Raw genomic sequence first — 18870 nt, 5'->3', positions numbered from 1 at the left:
AAATCCGGGTTTGCTAGCAGAAATAGCTAAGAATTCCTCAAATCTGTCTGTGGTTTCCTATGGGAACTTGGCGCTAACTTTTTTGTAACTCTGGGTTAAAAAAGCGCTCAGGATCAGACAAAATAGAAGAATTTGGCATAGGAATTGAGTAGATGAGCCTAGCCGAGCCACCGGCTCGTTGGCAAGTAGGGCTGGTTCTGAGCGCTGGCATTTTGGCCATCTCGACGGCGGCAATATTTATCCGGCTGGCCATTGCAGCAGCCGGCGCGGGAGGCGTGGGATTCAGTCTGGTTTTGGCGGCTTCTCGTCTGGCGCTTGCCGGCCTGATTTTGCTGCCAACGTGGCGACGCATTCAGTTTAACCGGCTAGATCGGGGTGCTTTGCGTTTTGCCGGCATGGCGGGGTTTTTTCTGGCACTGCACTTTGCCACCTGGATTACTTCGCTCTCTTATACCTCAATTGCAGCCTCTACCGCCCTCGTCACAACCAATCCAGTTTGGGTGGCAATTCTTTCATGGCTGTGGTTTAAGGAGAAACCCACCACGCAACAAGCGGCTGGGATTGCCATTGCTTTCGCCGGCGGCTTGTGTATCGGTTTCGGAGATGCAGGTTCGGCTCATGCCGGCAGCAACCCACTATGGGGGGATTTTCTGGCGCTGCTGGGTTCGGTTGCCATTAGCCTGTATTTGCTTTTAGGGCGGGAGGCGCAGCGGCGAGGACTGAGCATCGGGGGATACGCGGCGGTGGCTTACACGGTTGCAGCGCTCGTGCTTTTGCCTCTGCCGCCGATGTTTGGAGCCGGCTACATCGGTTATCCGAAAGAGGTTTATCTCTACCTACTGTTGATGGCCATTTTTCCTCAGTTGATTGGCCACACCAGTTTTAACTGGGCGGTTGTCTGGATTTCACCCACCTTGGTGACGCTGGCAATTTTGTTTGAGCCGGTGGGTTCGAGTCTCCTTGGCTATCTGCTATTTGGGGAAGTGCCGCCAGTGCCGGTTCTGGGAGGTGCGGCGGTTTTGCTTGCCGGTGTCGCGATTGCGGCATTAGGCGCGAGGAAAGAGTGCTGAGTGCTGAGTGAAAGAAGGAAAGAGTCAGAAAGAGAAAAATTAATGACGGTTATTTTCGCAAACTCAATCTAAGCCGGCATTCCCATAAATGAGGAATGGTGCGGAATTTAACTAGAGATTTGCTAATTCCGGGCGATAATTAGCCTCGGTATTCAGACTTAAGGAATGGGTGAGAAACGATGCTGGCGGCAATACTTTTTGATCTCGATGGAACTCTGGCAAATACTGACCCGATCCACTTTTTAACTTGGCAAGAATTGCTGAGATCGCATGATTTAGAAATTGATCAGGCGTTTTATAAAAGCCGGATTAGCGGTCGTCTCAATCCGGTGATTGTTCAAGATATTTTGCCACACTTGACGGAATCTGAAGGCAAGCAGGTTGCAGATGAAAAAGAGGCTCACTTCCGCCGGCTGGCGACTGAACTTCAATGTTTGCCCGGACTTCCTGATGTGATCGCTTGGATAGATGAGCGCCGGTTGCAACGGGCGCTTGTGACAAATGCCCCGCGTGCGAATGCTGAGTTTATGCTGGAAGTTTTGGAACTGATCGAGATTTTTCCGCAGGTAATCTTAGCGGAAGATGGGCCGGCAGGAAAGCCCGATCCCGCTCCCTATCTATTGGCGCTGAGCCGTTTGGGTGTAAAGCCAGAAGAAGCGCTTGCCTTTGAAGATTCTCCCTCTGGAATTCGTTCGGCTGTGGCTGCCGGCATTTATACAATTGGCATTGCTTCAACCCATCCTCCGCAAAACCTCTTCGATGTCGGTGCGGCAATGGTGATTCCTGATTTCACAGATTCTCAACTGTGGTCGTTCTTGCGAGCTTCTGAGAGAGCCGGCTGAGGGGCGATTGCCGGTTTAACTTGCCTGTTGCAATTGAAGGAAAGAGGCAAAGGGGATCAGAAATCGAGGGTAGTTTTCCCCGTTTGGGGATCGTGGGAGAAAAATTTGCTTGATCCGAGCAAGTTTGGATTGTAACTTGTGAATTTTGCCTCCGGGCTTAACGGCTCTAAGCCTTTCTCTAAAAGCCTTTGACTTTTTGACGAATCAGTTTGTCAATTTCCTTAATTAACCGGACTTTATCATATAAACGAAATAAAAAATGCCATCTTGGCAGATTGTGAATTCTATAAGCAATCGAAATTTGTTTTATTACCGTTTCTTATAAATTTTAAGTAACAGATTTTTTTAATCTTTTTCTCCCTTTTTTGATACCTAGACTACTTCACGCTCGAAAAAAAAGCTTCATAGTACAAGCATCACTTTCGAGCGATAACTTTTATGCAATCCAGTAGCCCTTGTACTTCCACTTGTCGCAATTGCCGGTTCTACACGATCGAAGGACGCCGAGGGGGCAACTGCCAGCTTCTCGATGTGCCGGTGCAAGGGAGCTGGAAGTCTTGTTCCTTAGCCATGCAACCTTTTGCGCCGGCATGGGAGAATCTGGAAGAGATTATGCTTTGGCCGCAAGAAATTTTGATGCAGCAGCCGGCATAAGGATGAGGCCGCTGTGAAGCCTGCCGATGCCGGCTAATAGCAAATTCGGTTTGCCTAGACTTTTAATAAAGTTAAAAGGTGTGAGGATTTTGAGCCGGCATTTCAAATAACCGTTTGATTAAATATAAGCCGTAAAATAATGTTTCTCGTCTCAAAAACTCCAACTGAGCCGGCAAACTTTTATATCGCGTGGTTGGTGTTGGGGATGAATTTGCTTTCATGTCTAAATCTTGCGCCATTCGCATCGCTCGTTTCATGTGCAACGGATCGCTGACAATTAAAAATTGACTTAACTGATTTTTTTCAGCTTCTTGCTTTGCATAGTAAAGATTTTGAAATGTTGTTCGCGATTGCGTTTCAGTCAAAATATTTCCCCCCGCAACTCCCCGCTCAATTGCATAATCTTTTGCCACAATTGATTCTGCCTCTTCGGTGACTTCCCCTTGTCCGCCGGTGAAGATAATATTTTTAACTTGATTCGTTTTATAGAGAGTAATTGCATGATTGATGCGCTCTCTAAAAACGGGTGACGGTTCTGTATCCCAAACGGCTGCACCCAAGACAATGGCTGCATCTGCTGACTCAGTTGTTGTTTGAGTGCCGTAAAAATAGATGCTGCCGGCTAAATATCCAATCCAAAGGATAAGCGTAGCAATTCCTAGAATTGCCACTCTCGCAAATCTCCGTTTCAGCCGCTTAACTTTTCTAGGCGATTTAGCTAACTTCATTTCTTAAGCCTTAAAAAATTATCTTAGTAATCAATCATCGAAAAAGAAAAGGCTGGGTGCTGTCCTCCTATTGCCAGCCGAACAATATTTTCACAAATCCTCAATCCATTTTCACTATTCGTTAAAATAACCATTCCAGTTTTAAATCTTTTGGAACCTAACGCAAAGCTTTTGAAGATCCCACTATCTCCCCAGTGCCAGAAAAAATCTCCATCGTTGGTGCGTTCCAACCCCCAACCGAGACCCCAACCCAAAGATTGACTAATTCCGCTGTTTTGTTGCAGCATTTTATTTAAACTTACTTCATTGAGTCGGAAAGGATCATTCACTGCCGGTTCCATCATGGCGATTAAAAATTTTGCGTAGTCGGTAGCCGTTGTGCGTAAACTGCCGGCACCGTTTGCTTGAGAGGGTTTACCGACAGGAAACGGAACACCATCCCTATCATGTCCGTTGGCGCTTGAAGATTGGTAAGAACTTTTCCAAATATAACTGCTGTTCGTCATACCCAAAGGTGCGAAGACATTGCGGGTTACATATTCATTAAACGGTTGCTTTGTTATGCGTTCTATAACACTTTGCAAATAAAGAAAACCTTCGCTTGAATAGCTGAATTTTGCACCGGGAGTAAACTCTATCCAAACCGGCTCGTCCCCACTCCAGTTGGGAAACCCTGTTTTATGACACAACACTAACCGCGCTGTAATTTTCCAAATTCTGGAATCAGAAATGTAAGGTTTAGCCGTATAATTTGCTAAAGGAGCGTCGAGGTCTAATTCGCCCCGCTCGTACAGTTTCATAGCAGCATAAGCTAACACCGGCTTGCTTAAAGAAGCGGCAGCAAATACGGTATTTTCATTGACAGGTTGCCCACTGTCTGTATTTTTAACTCCGAAGCCACGACTCCAAAGAATTTCCCCATCCCTAACCATCGCAACGGCAACACCTGGAACCCCAGCTCTTTGCATGAGTTGAGGGATTTGCTGTTGAAGACCGGCAATCAATTTTTCTGCCGGCACATTGGTTTTTAACTGTCCTGAAGCGCGAGAATTACACCCCAAGCTCACTAACCCAAAAGTCGAAAGACCGAGAATTCCAGCTTTACTATGCTTAAGAAACTGTCGGCGAGAAATACGTTTAGACATTGCTATCAATCCTAAATACCTGTTAAACTTTAAAAATATTATGTTAGCAAATAAAAAAACAGCCCTAGCCGTTGCACCGAGATCAGAATTCAATCATTTCTTATGAGGCAAGCAAGGTACCTGCCTCACAAGAATTTGAGCTAAATAAATTTCAGTGTCTTAGCAAGCTCTCGGATATGGTATTTATCGGCCACTAATACAAAGTTCTTGTATCGGCTTCCAGAGATTTTTATCTCTCGCGGAGCTTGAACAATGAGCTGAGCTTGGTTCATCATGGCTTCATTTTGATCCTTTGAAGGCAAAATTAAACAGGCTTGCTGTCCCTGAATTTGTAGTTTCTGGATGCGAGGGTTTGAGCCGTAAGGTTTGAGCTTGTGGCTCGCTTCCTGAGCGCACAAAGCCTCAAAAGTTATTCCTTCATTTTGGATAGCGGACATCATAAAAAAGCCATTAGAGCTGCCATAGCGCGTGTTAAATGTATCGTAACCTTCTATTAGTTTCCAGTGACTCGGATATTGCAAAGTAGCCCGAAAACTTGAGCTAGTAAATGTCTGTTGACGCTGATTGGCACTTTGGCTAACAGCTTTATCAACCCCAACAAGATTAAATAGCATAAAACTTGTGCCGGCGGACACAATTCCAGCTAACAAAAAAATGGGAATCAGCTTGCGGCGAGAAAATCCAAATTTTCCACTACTTATTTCGCGAAAACAATAACGCTCAATCTTTTTCAGAGAAAAGCTCATAAATCATTACCTTAGATTAAAGTTAGGACTGATTCTTGCTCAGCAAGTTTCCGAAACCAGAGGAATTTTGCTGAATTTACGTGATTACTAGCCTTGCTCTCACATTTAGCCGGTTTCCACTAATTATTAAAGTCTTGAAGTTAAACTTATTTTGTTTAAATTAGCCACTTTTTTAAGTGTCTCTGTTAAGTTTGTAAATTTCCGGATTTTACGCAACCCGCCTTGAAGTTAGTAAGTTTTAATAAGAGTAATTATTAGATTAGTACGGCCAGGATAAATCATTTTTACCTAATAATTAGAAAGTTTGTATATAACTTGATGCAATCACCAAACATTATTTCCAAAAACTCCCTTAATGCCAGCTTCGATAAAACCGGCTAACTCAAAATTCCTTATTTCAAGGATGTTGCCGGCTTTGTTTTAGAGAAAGCAGCCGGGTGGTTAGACAAAAACAAAAATAGCCCCAACCTGTATAGGGCGAGGGCAATAATTCGTGCTGTTTTCAAGTTGGGAGGCATGGGCGATGTTATTACAAGAATCTAAAGAATTGTCGCTTTGATTAGGGTTACCTAGCACCACCCCCCATGCACCCACTAAGCTTTTATGGCAGTTTTTCGTAGGCAGCCAAAATCATTTCTTCTGTTTCCTCCCAACCGATACATTTATCGGTGACAGAAACCCCGTATTTGAGTTGATCAAGTTGACTTGGAATCGGAATCGATTGACCGCCTTCATAGATATTCGATTCCAACATCAAGCCAACAATTGACGTGTTCCCGTCCACCATTTGTTGCATTACATTCTCAAAAACGTACCCTTGTTTTCTGTAATCTTTGTTTGAATTGCCGTGGCTGCAATCAATGACCATCCTTACAGCTAGATCGGCCTTTTGCAATCTTTCTTCTACTGCTTTTACATGATCTGGATAAAAGTTGGGCTGACCATTCCCGCCTCGGAGAATAATATGACCATAGGCATTGCCAGTAGTTTTGAAAACCGACACTAATCCTCTGGCATTAATGCCTAGGAAATGGTGAGGTTTGCTCGCTGATTGCAAGGCATTCAAAGCGACTTCTATGCTACCATCTGTGCTGTTTTTGAAACCCACCGGCATCGAAAGCCCACTAGCCATTTCTCGGTGCGTTTGTGATTCTGTGGTGCGTGCGCCAATAGCTGTCCAGGAAATCAAGTCGCCGATATATTGCGGGACAATCGGATCGAGGGCTTCTGTGGCTGCCGGCAATTGCAATTCGGCAATTCCAATCAGGAACTGACGCCCCAGGTGTAAACCTTTTTCTATATGAAAAGAATCATCCATGTCTGGATCGTTAATTAATCCTTTCCAGCCCACGGTTGTTCTGGGTTTTTCAAAATAAACCCTCATGATCAGTAAAAATTTATCTTTTACTTTTTCTGAAAGTGTTTTAAGGCGCTTTGCATATTCATAGCCGGCATCTACATCATGAATTGAACAGGGTCCAACAACGATAAATTTCCGCTTATCCTTCCCATCCAGGATATCTTGTATTTCTTTGCGATATTGCAAAACATGATTGCCGGTTGAAACCGTTAAGGGTAATTTGGCTTTGATTTCAATCGGACTAATTAAAATCTGGGCGTTTTCAATATGAGCGTCCAAGATTTTGTTAGGCATTTGGGCAGACCTCCTGATAGAGCTAGCGTGTGAGGGTTCAGGGCGAGATATCATATTCAAGATGGGCGGCAAAGTCCTTACTATCTTAGACCCTACTTGCGTGACACATCCAGGGGGAGCGGTTAAGAAAATCGGTGAAGTCTTTACAAGGTCAGGGTTTTATGATTAAAACACCTGACATTTATACAATTTTTCTAGGGTAGGAGTTGCAACTGCTTTGTGACTCCAGCGGATCTGATAGCGCCAGCAGACATCGATCCTCGGTTCTGGAACTGTCCAGAGTGCAACTGTGTCGGCTGCTTGCCCCACTTGCCTCTCAATTTAAGGCGCTTGCCGAGTATTTAATAATTCGCCGGCGGATAAAACTAATAAAGGAGCATCTACAAAATCTTGAGCGTCGCGGGTGATAATTGCATCAATATTATTTGCCAGCGCACAAGCTATCTGAACTGCATCTTCAAAATCATTTAAATTAAAGGCAAAAGCTCTCTCTAAAATGCTCTGGTCAACCGAGCAGATTTCCATTAAGGTTAGCGTATCAGAAACAGCGTGTTTCGCACGCTCAAGGCTCCGGGTTGCCCGTCTGACAATATAAAAAATATTGGTTAAGGTTGTGGCGGCTACATACCCTTCTATTTCACCTGATGCGATGTACTCTAATAGAGTAGAAGCCTCTGCTGCAAAGGGTTCGCGATCAAGAATATAGTCTAGAACAATATTCGTATCCACCAAAACCCGCATTATTTATATTTCTCCATTAAATAATCCACATAAGCTTCGGTGGCTTCCGCATCAGTGGGTGAGGCTTCATCTGTTTTTGCAATTCCACGCAGCCGCGTTAATGCTTCCATGCGAGCAGCTCGATCTGGTCGGGGTCTGAGTTCTTGTTGAAGCGACTGTGCGATTGCTTCCATTAAGGCTAAGCGCTCCATTACCGACAAATTATAAATTTGTTTTCTCAGTTCTTGTAAAGACATGGTTTCTCCTTGTTTAAAAAAGATTGTTAAACAATTTGATTGTATTATATCATTAACTCTAAAATCTTTTGTTCATAATTGAAGAAGACATCAAGGCTTAAAGTGAGTCTCGGAATGTTAATCTCAATGGATGATCAAAGAATAAGCTTGCCCCCAATCGCAACCCTATGCAAATACACGTTGAATCCTTTACTGTCCATAAACGGTTTGCCCTCACCATCAGTCGCGGTACTACCGCCCAAACAACGAATATCTGGGTTAGAATCGAACACGCCGGCATTGAAGGATGGGGGGAAGCTTCACCGTTTTCGATTGGAAGTAACCGGCAAACCACTGAGGATATCCTGGAAGCATTGCAGCCATTTGTAAGACTTGCCGAGGGATTGAATCCCCTCAACGGGCAGCAAATCGAACAATTATTCATCGAACTTAAAACACCCTCTGCTGCCCGTGCGGCAATCGATACAGCCTTGCATGATTGGTTAGGTAAAAAAGTGGGATTGCCCCTATGGCAAATGTGGGGACTCAATCTTAAAGCAATTACCCCTGTTTCTGTCACAATTGGAATTAATTCGCCAGAGGGTGCAAAAGAGCGGGTGCGAGATTGGTTCAAATTAACAAAATTCAAGTTTGTTAAGGTAAAATTGGGCAGTCCGGCTGGAATTGAAGCGGATCGGGCGATGCTGATGGCAGTGAAGGAAGAAGCGCCCCCTAAGACTCAATTAAGTGTTGATGCTAATGGGGGATGGAGTTTAGATGATGCGGTGAAAATGTGTTCGTGGCTTGCAGATTGGGGTGTTAAATATGTGGAGCAACCGCTGCCGGCAGGACAGGAAAAAGATTTGCCAGTATTAAAAGCAAAATCGCCTTTGCCTATTTTTGTTGATGAAAGCTGTTTCACAAGTCGAGATATTCCCAAGTTGGCAGACCGGGTGCATGGTATTAATATTAAGTTGATGAAATCCGGAGGTTTAGCTGAAGCGTTGCGGATGATACATACTGCAAGAGCTTGCGGCTTACAAGTAATGTTTGGGTGTTATTCGGATAGTTCGATTGCGAATACTGCGATGGCTCAGTTATCACCTTTGGCAGATTATTTAGATTTAGATAGTCATTTGAATCTGATAGATGATCCTTTCGCCGGCGCGGTGATAGAAAAGGGGTGTTTGGTGCCGAGTGATTTGCCGGGATTGGGGGTAAGGAAAAAATTGGATTTTTTAACCGCAGATACACGCAGATAAACGCAGATGTAGTCGATAAAGTACTGTTGGGTGTTCGCAGATGAGCGTAGATGTAGGGATAGTCTGTTGTTGGTGTTCTAAGATGATTGGGAGCGAGGAATAAAGTTAGGTTTCGATTTTTAGAAATTAGTTAATTTTATGCTAAAAAATCAAGATCGAGTGGCTATTTTATTGCATGAAGGGATTCGTGGATCTTCTGGAAAAACCGGCTTATCCCTTTTGCGTTTTAGTGAAGCGGCGATTGTGGCAGTAATTGATCGGCAATGTGCGGGTGAGTCGCTGCCAGAATTAACCGGCATTGCGCGTGATGTGCCAATAGTTGCTTCGGTTGAGGAAGCGCTCGCATACAATGCCAATGTGTTATTAATCGGCATTGCGCCATCTGGGGGTGCGTTGCCGGCAGAATGGCTGGCGGAAGTTCGGCAGGCTGTAGCAGCAGGGTTGTCGGTGGTGAATGGGTTGCACTCGCAACTCGCAAAAGATGAGGAATTTCGGGAGTTGCTGCGGGAGGGACAGTGGATTTGGGATGTGCGGAAAGAACCGACTCGTTTGGCAATTGGCGGTGCGAAGGCGCGATCACTGCTTTGCCGGCGCGTTTTGACGGTAGGCACGGATATGAGTATCGGCAAAATGTCTACGAGTTTGGAGTTGAACCGGGTATCTGTGCGGCGCGGGTTACGTTCCAAATTTCTGGCAACAGGACAAGCCGGCTTGATGATTGCCGGTGATGGAATTGCGCTGGATGCGGTGCGGGTAGACTTTGCTGCCGGCGCAGTGGAACAGATGGTGATGCAGTTTGGCAACGATCATGACATTTTGCACATTGAGGGACAGGGTTCCCTGCTGCATCCGGGATCGACGGCTACGTTGCCCCTGCTGCGCGGTTCTCAGCCAACTCATTTGGTGCTGGTGCATCGAGCCGGTCAAACTCATGTTCGCAATCATCCCCAGGTGCAGATTCCGCCGCTGCCGGCTGTGGTTCAGCTTTATGAGGCGGTTGCCGGCGCCGGTGGTGCATTGCAGCCGGCGCGTGTGGCTGCAATTGCACTCAACACTCACCATTTAGATGAACCGGCAGCCAGAGATGCAATCACACAAGTGCAGGAAGAAGCCGGTTTGCCTTGCACCGATCCCGTGCGTTTCGGTGCTGATATTTTGTTAGATGCAGTAATGAATCAGGAAAGTTTGTGACATAACTTCTCCCAAGAATGCCCTGCCACCTGCATAATCAAAGCCCATTGCTCCCAATATACCTTTATATATATTTGGAGTTCTTTGTTATGTCCTGCCCTTACGATGGTAAAAATCTTCAAAAACTTCCTTGCCATTTTGTTCAGCACCCTCAGAAGCCACACCTGTTTGTCTGTTGCGTTTGTAAAAACTCCTGTGATGCTCAAGAAGTGGACAATCCCTTCGGAAGTTTGTTAGGGCTGCTCATTGGCGTCATTATCGTCATGGCTGTCATTGTGGACGGGAGAGCGGATGTGCCTAACCAGCCAGCCACTGAAACTAGACAATCTCTTAAAGTTGAACCTTTTCGCTAATACTTAATGCTAAAGGTAATTTTATGATCAATCAATTTAGCCGGCATTCCACCGGCTTTTTTATTGCAATCAGTTTCAATTAGCGAGAAGCTATCTATAGCCCTACTCTATGATGGGTTCATAATCATCATCCTGAAAAGCTTGCTGTACCGGCATCTTGTCTGTTAGAAATGCTACAACCGATTGAAGATGCACAGATTGTCGGCATTCACCCCTTTTTCAACTTTTTTTAAGAAAGATAAATAAAAGAAATTTAGCAACCAGAACTACAGAAGAGCCGGAAGGTAAAATGCTATTTTATCTTTAAATCTGGGTTTGTTAAGGTTTGAAGCAGCTTAACCTTGAATACTTCAACTCTGGCTCTCTCCTATGAATTTGCTAGCTTTCCTTAATCGTTCCAAACAAGTTTTGCTAATCTTCTTGATTGCACTCATTTACTATGTCACAGCAAAACTTGGGCAATATCTTGCAATTCCGCCGGGATTCATTACGCCCGTCTATCCACCGTCCGGCATTGCACTTGCCGCCATTTTGCTCATGGGCTATCAAGTTTGGTGGGGCATTTGGTTAGGAGCGTTGGTTGCTGCAACATGGGCCTTTTCAGCAAATACAGGCATTTTGTCAATGTCGATTATTTCTGGGTTGGGTATTGCCACAGGTTCCGTCCTACAGGCAGTTGTGGGCGCATATCTCATTAAACGCTTCATCGGTTCTCGCTATATATTTTCCACTACACCTAACGTTACAAAATTTACTGGAATTGAACTGTTGAGCTGTATGGTGAGTCCAACCTTTGGTTCGACAACCATGTACCTGTGTGGATTCATTGAGGGAAAAGACTACCTCATTAGCTGGTTAACATTCTGGTTAGGAGATGCCATTGGCGTTTTGGTGATTGCACCGCTTCTGCTGCTTTGGATTGAGCATTGGTTCAGTAAGCGTAGCCTTCAAGCCGGCAAACCCATAAACGCAGCAACGCAACACACATCACGAGGAGTCGTTCAGTCCAGCTTGGAACTTGTGATCTGGGCTTTCTTGCTATTAAGCGTGGGAATCGTGGCTTTTGGCTTCGGCTATCCGGTTGAATATTTGTTGATTCCACTATTACTGTGGTCGGCATTTCGTTCTGAACAACGATTCATCGCGATTGCAATCTTTTTAGTTTCAGCATTGGCAATTGCCGGTGCGATTCGAGGGACAAGTTCATTCAATCGCAGCACCCTGAACGAATCCCTACTGCTATTGCAAGCGTTTATTGGAACAGTGTGCGTTACCACACTGATCTTGTCAGCCGTCGTTATGGAGCGAGAACAGGCAAAAGCACGGATCGAGCGAGTGAATGAAGAACTAGAGTTTAAAGTTGAGGAACGCACAGCAGCATTACAGCAATCTAAAGAAATTGCGGTTCGCGAAGCGGCGCGAAGTGCAGCGGCAAACCAAGCAAAGAGTGAGTTTCTTGCCAACATGAGCCATGAGTTAAGAACTCCGCTCAATGGCATCATGGGCTATGCCCAAATCTTGCAGCGATCTAAAACGGTTGGTGAAGAGGAGCGAGGGCAGGTGAATGTGATTTACCAGTGTGGTTCCCACCTGCTAACCATGATCAACGACATCCTCGATCTCTCTAAAATAGAAGCCGGCAAGATGGAACTCAACCCCTCCGACTTCCACTTCCCTGCATTTCTGCAAGGCGTTGCGGAAATGTGCCGCATTCGCGCTGATCTTAAAGGCATCAACTTTAACTACCAATCCCCCGCCGAGTTACCCACCGGAGTGCGTGCCGACGAAAAACGGTTGCGGCAAGTTTTGCTCAACCTCTTGGGTAATGCAATCAAGTTTACCGATGACGGCAGCGTTAGCTTAAACATTAGCTTTGCTACAGCAGACAAAATACGCTTTGAAGTGCGGGATACCGGCATTGGGATGTCTCCCGATCAGTTGCAAAAGATATTTCTGCCCTTTGAACAAGCCGGTGACGCTAAACGCCAAGCAGAAGGCACCGGATTGGGACTTGCCATCAGCCAAAAGATCGTCAGCCTGATGGGGGGTGCCATTCAAGTCCAAAGTGAAAGGGGTGTTGGCAGTATCTTCTGGTTTGATGCCAGCCTACCCCAAGCAGACGAGTGGATAAAAACAGCTCAAGTTGATCGTCATGGACAAATCGTTGGCATCAAAGGCGAACGACGTAAAATCCTTGTTGTGGATGACAAGTGGGAAAACTGTTCGGTTATTTGTAACTTGTTGCAACCTATTGGATTTGAAGTTGTAGAAGCCGGCAATGGTGAAGAAGGTTGGCAGAAAGTTCAAGAGTTTCAGCCCGATTTAGTGATCACCGATCTAGTCATGCCAGAACTGGATGGATTTGGGCTGATAAAGCGTATTCGCGAATCGGAGAATCTGAAACACATCATCATTATTGTTTCCTCTGCGAGTGTATTTGATACCGATCAGCATCAAAGTTTGGAAGCTGGAGGAGATGCCTTTTTGCCTAAACCTGTGCAGGCAATAGAACTTCTGGAAAAGCTCCGTAAGCATTTGCAAATTGAATGGGTTTATGCAGAAATCTACCCAACCTCTGTTCAGCAACTTACTCATAAAAGCGAGATAATTCCACCTTCTGCGACGGAATTGGAAACCCTATACCAGTTAGCTGTGCGCGGCAGCTTAAAAGGCATCATTAAACAGGCAAAACTGCTAGAGCAATCGGATAAAAAATATCTTCCTTTTACTCAAACTCTACAGAAACTTGCACAAGGCTTTCAAGAGCAAGCCATTTTAGAATTCATCAATCTCTACAGGAGCTAGCAAGAATTAATGCTCACTCTAGACTTCAAACAAAAATATTGGATTGGGAGCATTCTGTTCCCATAGATAAAGGCCAGCCGGCAAGATTCCTCCACGAACCTTTGGCAAGAATGGGCTGCTCACGTTCATATTTTTCAGATAATACTTTTGATAGATATCAACTAGGACTGAGTCTCCGACAAATTCGCAATCTGTTGAGAAAACCACAGGGCTGCGCTGCCGTTTGTTCCTTGGTTCAACTGCTGTAAAGTTTCCTCTAATAAAGAAACTGACAACCCTTCAAGTGCTACAGAAGTTTGACACTCTTTATAATTTCCCGCTTCTTGTAAGCAAAACACAAATACTCTTTCTGCTCTGATATCCACAACCCAATATTCAGGAATTCCTAAAGCCGCATAAAGTTGTTTTTTCTCATCTAAATCCGTTGCTAAAGTTGTGTCAGCCACTTCTCCCACCAGATCGGGAACCCGCCAGTTATCCAGATTAATTCGGCGGGGTTCTCCCTTTTGCCAGCGCGGTGAACCTTGCCCGATATAAAGCACTAAATCTGGTGAGGCACCTTGGTGGTTAGGTTTTTCAAGGACACATCCTCCCAGATCATCGAAAATCAGTTCTGGTTTAAGCGTGAACCAGAAACCAAACAGAAGTGTAAAGAGATTATTGAATCTCGCGTGGTCAATTCCTTCATTACCCATGTCAATAAACAGAGAATTCTGATTAAAAAATAGTCTAATTTCCTCGTCTGCCGGCTCATCCCGTAATTGCACATAATCTTCCCAGGTAGCCGGCTGCCAGTGATGAAGCGGTTTAGATAAGGTGGGTTCGGCAAAAATTAAGCGATTCATAAAACCAAAAGTGCTTAAAATAGTACATCTGGAAAATCTATTTCTAATTTTATTACTTTCTCAAAAGAGAGTTGATATTTTATGTCTGAAGATGCAAACCGACCTGAAATAAGATTGCCGGCACAAGCCTACCAACCCCTACCACCGGGAGAAGAATATCAACCGGCAGTCCCCGCAGATGTGCAAATGCCGGAACTGACGATACGATCTCTAATTGTCGGCATCGCCACCGGCATCCTTTTCGGTGCAGCAAATGCCTATCTCGCACTCAAAGTTGGACTCACCGTTTCTGCCTCTATCCCAGCTGCCGTCATCGCCGTCGCCATTTTCCGCGCAACCGGACGCGGCACGCTTCTGGAAACAAACATGGTGCAAACGATTGGATCTTCCGGTGACTCATTGGCTGCCGGCGTGATCTTCACGATTCCCGTCCTGTATCTCTGGGGCGAAACCCCCGGCTTCTGGCCAATTTTCCCCCTTTCTATCCTTGGCGGACTGCTGGGAATTTTATTTATGATTCCCCTGCGCCGGCTACTAATTGTGCGCGAACACGGACGCCTCACCTATCCTGAAGGCACTGCCTGTGCAGAAGTCCAAGTTGCCGCCCAAGGCAGAGGCCGGCAAGCCCAACTGCTATTCACCGGCATGGGTATTGGCGCAATCTACACCGCCCTAGAAAGATTCGCCCACCTGTGGCCGGCAGAAGTCGATATCGCCATCAACCGACTGGGTTTCCGCACCTCAGTCGGCGCAGATGTCACCCCGGAACTCCTCGGTGTGGGCTACATTATCGGGCCGCAAATCGCCGCCGTTATGCTTGCCGGTGGTGCCGTTGGCTGGCTGGTTATCATCCCCCTCATCTATCTGTTTGGCAGCGCTGCCGGCGTTCCCATCGCCCCAGAACTCACTACTCCCATCGCCCAGATGGACAGCTTCACCATCTGGAGTCGCTACCTGCGTTACATCGGTGCCGGTGCCGTCGCCTTCGGAGGTTTATTCACCTTGATCAAATCAGCCCCCACCCTCTGGGAATCCGTGAGAGTCGCCCTCGCTGGTTTGCGTCAGCGCACCGGCAGAACATCTGTGGCGCGAACCGACGAAGATTTACCCTTTTCCCTCGTCCTTGCAGGACTCATCGCCACCGGCCTTTTAGTCGCCTTCCTCCCCCTGCGAACCGGCGGCCCACTGGGCATCCCTGCCGGCATTGCAGTTGTCGTATTTTCTTTCTTTTTCGTCACCGTCTCTTCCCGTATCGTCGGGCTAATTGGTTCCTCCTCCAACCCGATCTCCGGCATGACGATTGCCACCGTGCTGATCTGCGCCCTGCTTTTCGGACAAGCCTACAGCCCCGCAGAAGCCAAAATCGCAGTCTTGACAATCGGCGCACTCGTATGCATCGCCGCTGCAATGGCCGGCGACACCTCCCAAGACTTGAAAACCGGCTTTCTTCTCGGTGCCAGTCCCCGCAACCAGCAAATCGGTGAAATCATTGCAATCGTTGCCACTGCCTTAGTCATGAGCACCGTAATGGAATTGTTCAGAGCAGATATCGTTGCCGGCAACTTCAAAGCACCGCAAGCCAACCTGATCAAACTCGTCATCGAAGGCGTTTTAGGCGGCAACCTGCCTTGGGGACTTGTCCTCACCGGCATCGCCCTTGCCGGCTGTGTGGAAATGATGGGATTACCCACCTTAGCCTTTGCGGTTGGGCTTTATTTGCCCATCCATTTAGCAGTACCCATTATGGTTGGCGGGTTAATTCGGTTATTTGTCGAGCGCAGAAAAGGCGGATTTAGTCATCAGTTAGAGCGAGGTGTCCTCTACGCATCTGGACTCATTGCCGGTGCGGCTTTAATGGGTGTCGTGGCTGCAATCATTACTTTTTTCCAGCTGCCTTTGTTTCAAGGAACAGCGCCAGCACCCTCTCAATGGTTGATCGCGGCAATTGCCTTCTCTCTCCTTAGCGGCAGCCTATGGCGTGTTTGCAAACGATAGTATTAATTGATACATCCTTGCTTAACTTTGACAGGCGTGAGGATGTTTCATCCTAACCCTGAAGGAGCCAACTCTCTGGCGGTTGCTGAGACTCATACAAGATGCGAGTTTCAACTGATTCGGCTCAACTATTGTAGCGCTCGCTATAAAGGAAGATTTCTGCCGGCACATCAGCAGCCACACTTATAAGTTGCATAAAGGTTGAGCAGCAGCCGGTTAAACCTCTATGTCATCTTGCAATTGCTATGTATGATAGCGTTTCAGCTATTTTAGGCTCTTTAAAAGCTTTAAAACAGATATCTCAAATCTCACCGATTCAAGCAACAGTTGATTAACGATCAACGATTTATTTTTAATTAAACCTACAAATAATCTTGACCAGAGATAATACAAAACTTAACGCATTTAAGCTAGGTTCTCAATCTTTCATCCATCTTAAGATAGATGCAAAGCCGATTTGTTAATATCAGCATGGATTATAGCGAGAGTTAAATTTAATATAACTCTGCAAGCCTTTAAACAAAAGCTTTAGTAGCTTTCGTTAAAAACTTTCTCCAGATTTTCAGTGCTAGAGAGCTTACATCCTTATTAAGATATTTTAAGAAATTCCCAGGATTTTTAGGAGGCAAAACCGAGGGTGTTTCTTTATATCTTTCTTTATATAAGCATCTAGAAATCCAATCTGGAATCGATTATTAGCAAAAACAAGTACGTGTGTTTTCAGCGAGCCGATTACTCGCTATATCGCCGCGCACACGTTTAATTGCCAGTACCTTGAAAATTTCTTTGTTGCGATAGATATCAACCTTAAAAAGTCATGTTTTATGATGTTTAAGTGTTTTTTTCACAGGGTTCGTGCATTTCTAATCGCATCACCGGCTTTCTTTTTACTTGCCGCATCTGCAACTTGGGCGATACCCATAGATCACTCGGTTGCGGATGAGCCGATGGAAACTATAGAGACTGAAGCTTCAGAAAATGTCGCTGAAGATCCCTTATCGCAGATCAACTCTGTCTCTCAACTCTCGGATGTGCAACCCACAGATTGGGCATTTCAAGCATTACAATCGCTCGTTGAGCGCTACAACTGCATCACAGGCTACCCCGACGGCAGCTACAGAGGGAACCAGGCGATGACTCGATACGAATTTGCAGCCGCATTGAATGCCTGTATCAATGTTGTGAGCGAATTAGTGGGGACAGAAGCGCCTAACCAGGTGAGCAGAGAAGATTTAGTAACCTTACAAAAACTGCAAGACCAATTTGCCAATGAATTAACAACATTGCGTGGTCGAGTAGATACTCTAGAAGCAAGAACCACAGAATTAGAAGCAACTCAATTCTCCACCACGACTAAGCTAAATGCTGAAATTATCATGGCAGTAAACGACACCTTTGGTGATCGCGTTGGTGGAGATAGCGATGATACCAGAACCTTTTTTAGTGATCGCGCTCGATTAAATATTGAAACCAGCTTTACAGGTCGCGATCTTCTTAGAACCCGCATGGAATTCGGCAATTTTGGAAACATTGCTGAACAGACGGGGACAAATATGACGCGATTAAACTTTGATGGCAACTTTAATAACGAAATTATCCTGCCTCACCTGCTCTATATCACTCCAATTACGCCGAATATCACCCTTACAATTGGGCCAACTGGTGTTGGCTATCCTGATATTACCGGCTTGCTTACCCCTGCAACCATCGCCAGCGATAGTTTAGGAATTCCTTCCAAGTTTGGAGAATACAGTCCCATCTACCGGCGCGGCGGTGGAGGCGGTGCGGTTAACTGGGATATCAGCAAAAACCTGGTTTTAACGGTGGGTTATTTATCCGGTAATGCGAATATCCCAAGGCCAAAAAATGGTATATTTAACAGTTCCTACAACGCCTTGGCTCAGCTTGCTTACTATGGAAAGTCGGGAGGCGTTAGTATTTTGTATTCCGGTTCCTACGCACCCAGTGACAAGGTTGATCTCACGGGGGATACCGGCAGTTTTCTGGCGAGACGACCCTTCGGAGACAATATTGCTACATCCAGCGATTCCCTAGGAATACAAGGATTCTACCGCTTTTCTCCTAACTTTCAAGTTCATGCTTGGGGCGTTTACACCCATGCCTATGCCAACAGTTCTGGTGACAGCAACCTCTCTGATGGTAGAGGTGGCTCGGTTCTACTCAACGTTGGTAAAGGTGATAGCGCCAATATTATGTATGGAGCGATTGGTCTGAGTTTCCCAGATGTCGGGGGTGAAGGCAACCTCCCCGGTATTTTAGTAGGTTTGCCGGCACGCGTCATCAACAGTGATGTGCGTGATGAGCCAGATTCTTCATATCACATTGAATCGTTCTATCGCTTTCAGATAAATGACAACATTGCCATTACTCCGGCTTTTTGGGTGGTGATTAATCCTGAAAATGACAGCCGCAACGATACACAATGGGTAGGGTTGATTCGTACCGGCTTTAACTTTTAATGGGGAATTAACCCGATTAATTTGAGAAAATTTTCTCTGAAGAAATAGATTGTTTTTGCCTAGCTTATTGTCCAAGGGTCAGGCAAAAACGAACATTTTATTATCTTTTTTTTTGGGTATAGCTTCCTAAGTTAAACGGGTTAG

The 18870-nt window shown here is 45.7% G+C and carries 16 protein-coding genes; 9 read left to right on the top strand and 7 right to left on the bottom strand.

Annotated features, from left to right (window positions below):
- Positions 1-152 precede the first annotated feature (152 nt).
- From H6F56_RS06030 to H6F56_RS06020, 3 genes are all read left to right on the top strand, one after another.
- Entirely contained in the window at positions 153-1070 is a 918-nt protein-coding gene (locus H6F56_RS06030; RefSeq protein WP_190665954.1) for a DMT family transporter, read from the top strand.
- A gap of 179 nt (positions 1071-1249) precedes the next feature.
- Positions 1250-1912 (top strand): HAD family hydrolase, encoded by a 663-nt coding sequence (locus H6F56_RS06025; protein ID WP_190665953.1) that lies wholly within the window; start codon positions 1250-1252, stop codon positions 1910-1912.
- 438 nt (positions 1913-2350) lie between these two features.
- Positions 2351-2566, top strand: a complete 216-nt coding sequence (locus H6F56_RS06020) for a hypothetical protein (protein WP_190665952.1) — start codon at positions 2351-2353, stop codon at positions 2564-2566.
- Positions 2567-2637: 71 nt separating this feature from the next.
- Here the strand turns inward: H6F56_RS06020 and H6F56_RS06015 are convergent, their stop codons facing one another.
- The 6 genes from H6F56_RS06015 to H6F56_RS05990 form a co-directional block, all read right to left on the bottom strand.
- Positions 2638-3237: a YdcF family protein gene (locus H6F56_RS06015; protein ID WP_309236452.1), complete on the bottom strand. Its 600-nt coding sequence runs from the start codon at positions 3235-3237 to the stop codon at positions 2638-2640.
- An 80-nt stretch (positions 3238-3317) separates the two neighbouring features.
- On the bottom strand, positions 3318-4439 hold the full coding sequence (locus tag H6F56_RS06010; RefSeq protein WP_190665950.1) for a serine hydrolase domain-containing protein: 1122 nt from the start codon (positions 4437-4439) through the stop codon (positions 3318-3320).
- A gap of 140 nt (positions 4440-4579) precedes the next feature.
- Positions 4580-5185, bottom strand: coding sequence for a hypothetical protein (locus H6F56_RS06005; protein WP_190665949.1), 606 nt, complete (start codon positions 5183-5185; stop codon positions 4580-4582).
- A 601-nt stretch (positions 5186-5786) separates the two neighbouring features.
- On the bottom strand, positions 5787-6839 hold the full coding sequence (locus H6F56_RS06000) for a 3-deoxy-7-phosphoheptulonate synthase (protein ID WP_190665948.1): 1053 nt from the start codon (positions 6837-6839) through the stop codon (positions 5787-5789).
- A 321-nt stretch (positions 6840-7160) separates the two neighbouring features.
- Positions 7161-7580, bottom strand: coding sequence for a type II toxin-antitoxin system VapC family toxin (locus H6F56_RS05995; RefSeq protein ID WP_190665947.1), 420 nt, complete (start codon positions 7578-7580; stop codon positions 7161-7163).
- Positions 7580-7816 (bottom strand): hypothetical protein, encoded by a 237-nt coding sequence (locus H6F56_RS05990; RefSeq protein WP_190665946.1) that lies wholly within the window; start codon positions 7814-7816, stop codon positions 7580-7582. Before H6F56_RS05990 ends, H6F56_RS05995 begins: the two co-directional genes overlap by 1 nt.
- Positions 7817-7983: 167 nt before the next feature.
- On the opposite strand from H6F56_RS05990, the gene H6F56_RS05985 reads away from it, so the two are divergent.
- From H6F56_RS05985 to H6F56_RS05970, 4 genes are all read left to right on the top strand, one after another.
- Positions 7984-9057, top strand: a complete 1074-nt coding sequence (locus H6F56_RS05985) for a dipeptide epimerase (protein WP_190665945.1) — start codon at positions 7984-7986, stop codon at positions 9055-9057.
- Positions 9058-9195: 138 nt separating this feature from the next.
- The gene (locus H6F56_RS05980; RefSeq protein WP_190665944.1) at positions 9196-10248 is read left to right on the top strand and encodes a DUF1611 domain-containing protein; all 1053 of its coding nucleotides are present in this window, start codon (positions 9196-9198) and stop codon (positions 10246-10248) included.
- Positions 10249-10337: 89 nt separating this feature from the next.
- Positions 10338-10601, top strand: a complete 264-nt coding sequence (locus H6F56_RS05975) for a hypothetical protein (RefSeq protein ID WP_190665943.1) — start codon at positions 10338-10340, stop codon at positions 10599-10601.
- A 369-nt stretch (positions 10602-10970) separates the two neighbouring features.
- Complete coding sequence (locus H6F56_RS05970; RefSeq protein ID WP_190665942.1) at positions 10971-13406, top strand: MASE1 domain-containing protein; 2436 nt, start codon at positions 10971-10973, stop codon at positions 13404-13406.
- A 161-nt stretch (positions 13407-13567) separates the two neighbouring features.
- Here H6F56_RS05970 and H6F56_RS05965 read toward each other — a convergent pair whose 3' ends face one another.
- Positions 13568-14251 (bottom strand): Uma2 family endonuclease, encoded by a 684-nt coding sequence (locus tag H6F56_RS05965; RefSeq protein WP_190665941.1) that lies wholly within the window; start codon positions 14249-14251, stop codon positions 13568-13570.
- Positions 14252-14332: 81 nt separating this feature from the next.
- On the opposite strand from H6F56_RS05965, the gene H6F56_RS05960 reads away from it, so the two are divergent.
- The gene (locus tag H6F56_RS05960) at positions 14333-16246 is read left to right on the top strand and encodes an OPT family oligopeptide transporter (RefSeq protein WP_190665940.1); all 1914 of its coding nucleotides are present in this window, start codon (positions 14333-14335) and stop codon (positions 16244-16246) included.
- An 824-nt stretch (positions 16247-17070) separates the two neighbouring features.
- Complete coding sequence (locus H6F56_RS05955; RefSeq protein WP_199312607.1) at positions 17071-18726, top strand: iron uptake porin; 1656 nt, start codon at positions 17071-17073, stop codon at positions 18724-18726.
- Positions 18727-18870: the final 144 nt, after the last annotated feature.

The sequence above is a fragment of the Microcoleus sp. FACHB-672 genome (assembly GCF_014695725.1).
Taxonomy (GTDB): domain Bacteria; phylum Cyanobacteriota; class Cyanobacteriia; order Cyanobacteriales; family Oscillatoriaceae; genus FACHB-68.
This window is presented reverse-complemented; position numbering and strand designations above follow the sequence as displayed.

Excerpts from the sequence above, each read along its gene's own strand:
- H6F56_RS06030 (WP_190665954.1), top strand. The coding sequence starts at position 153 with ATGAGCCTAGCCGAGCCACCGGCTCGTTGGCAAGTAGGGCTGGTTCTG.
- H6F56_RS06025 (WP_190665953.1), top strand. The coding sequence starts at position 1,250 with ATGCTGGCGGCAATACTTTTTGATCTCGATGGAACTCTGGCAAATACT.
- H6F56_RS06020 (WP_190665952.1), top strand. The coding sequence starts at position 2,351 with ATGCAATCCAGTAGCCCTTGTACTTCCACTTGTCGCAATTGCCGGTTC.
- H6F56_RS06010 (WP_190665950.1), bottom strand. The coding sequence starts at position 4,439 with ATGTCTAAACGTATTTCTCGCCGACAGTTTCTTAAGCATAGTAAAGCT.
- H6F56_RS06005 (WP_190665949.1), bottom strand. The coding sequence starts at position 5,185 with ATGAGCTTTTCTCTGAAAAAGATTGAGCGTTATTGTTTTCGCGAAATA.
- H6F56_RS06000 (WP_190665948.1), bottom strand. The coding sequence starts at position 6,839 with ATGCCTAACAAAATCTTGGACGCTCATATTGAAAACGCCCAGATTTTA.
- H6F56_RS05995 (WP_190665947.1), bottom strand. The coding sequence starts at position 7,580 with ATGCGGGTTTTGGTGGATACGAATATTGTTCTAGACTATATTCTTGAT.
- H6F56_RS05990 (WP_190665946.1), bottom strand. The coding sequence starts at position 7,816 with ATGTCTTTACAAGAACTGAGAAAACAAATTTATAATTTGTCGGTAATG.
- H6F56_RS05985 (WP_190665945.1), top strand. The coding sequence starts at position 7,984 with ATGCAAATACACGTTGAATCCTTTACTGTCCATAAACGGTTTGCCCTC.
- H6F56_RS05980 (WP_190665944.1), top strand. The coding sequence starts at position 9,196 with ATGCTAAAAAATCAAGATCGAGTGGCTATTTTATTGCATGAAGGGATT.
- H6F56_RS05975 (WP_190665943.1), top strand. The coding sequence starts at position 10,338 with ATGTCCTGCCCTTACGATGGTAAAAATCTTCAAAAACTTCCTTGCCAT.
- H6F56_RS05970 (WP_190665942.1), top strand. The coding sequence starts at position 10,971 with ATGAATTTGCTAGCTTTCCTTAATCGTTCCAAACAAGTTTTGCTAATC.
- H6F56_RS05965 (WP_190665941.1), bottom strand. The coding sequence starts at position 14,251 with ATGAATCGCTTAATTTTTGCCGAACCCACCTTATCTAAACCGCTTCAT.
- H6F56_RS05960 (WP_190665940.1), top strand. The coding sequence starts at position 14,333 with ATGTCTGAAGATGCAAACCGACCTGAAATAAGATTGCCGGCACAAGCC.
- H6F56_RS05955 (WP_199312607.1), top strand. The coding sequence starts at position 17,071 with ATGATGTTTAAGTGTTTTTTTCACAGGGTTCGTGCATTTCTAATCGCA.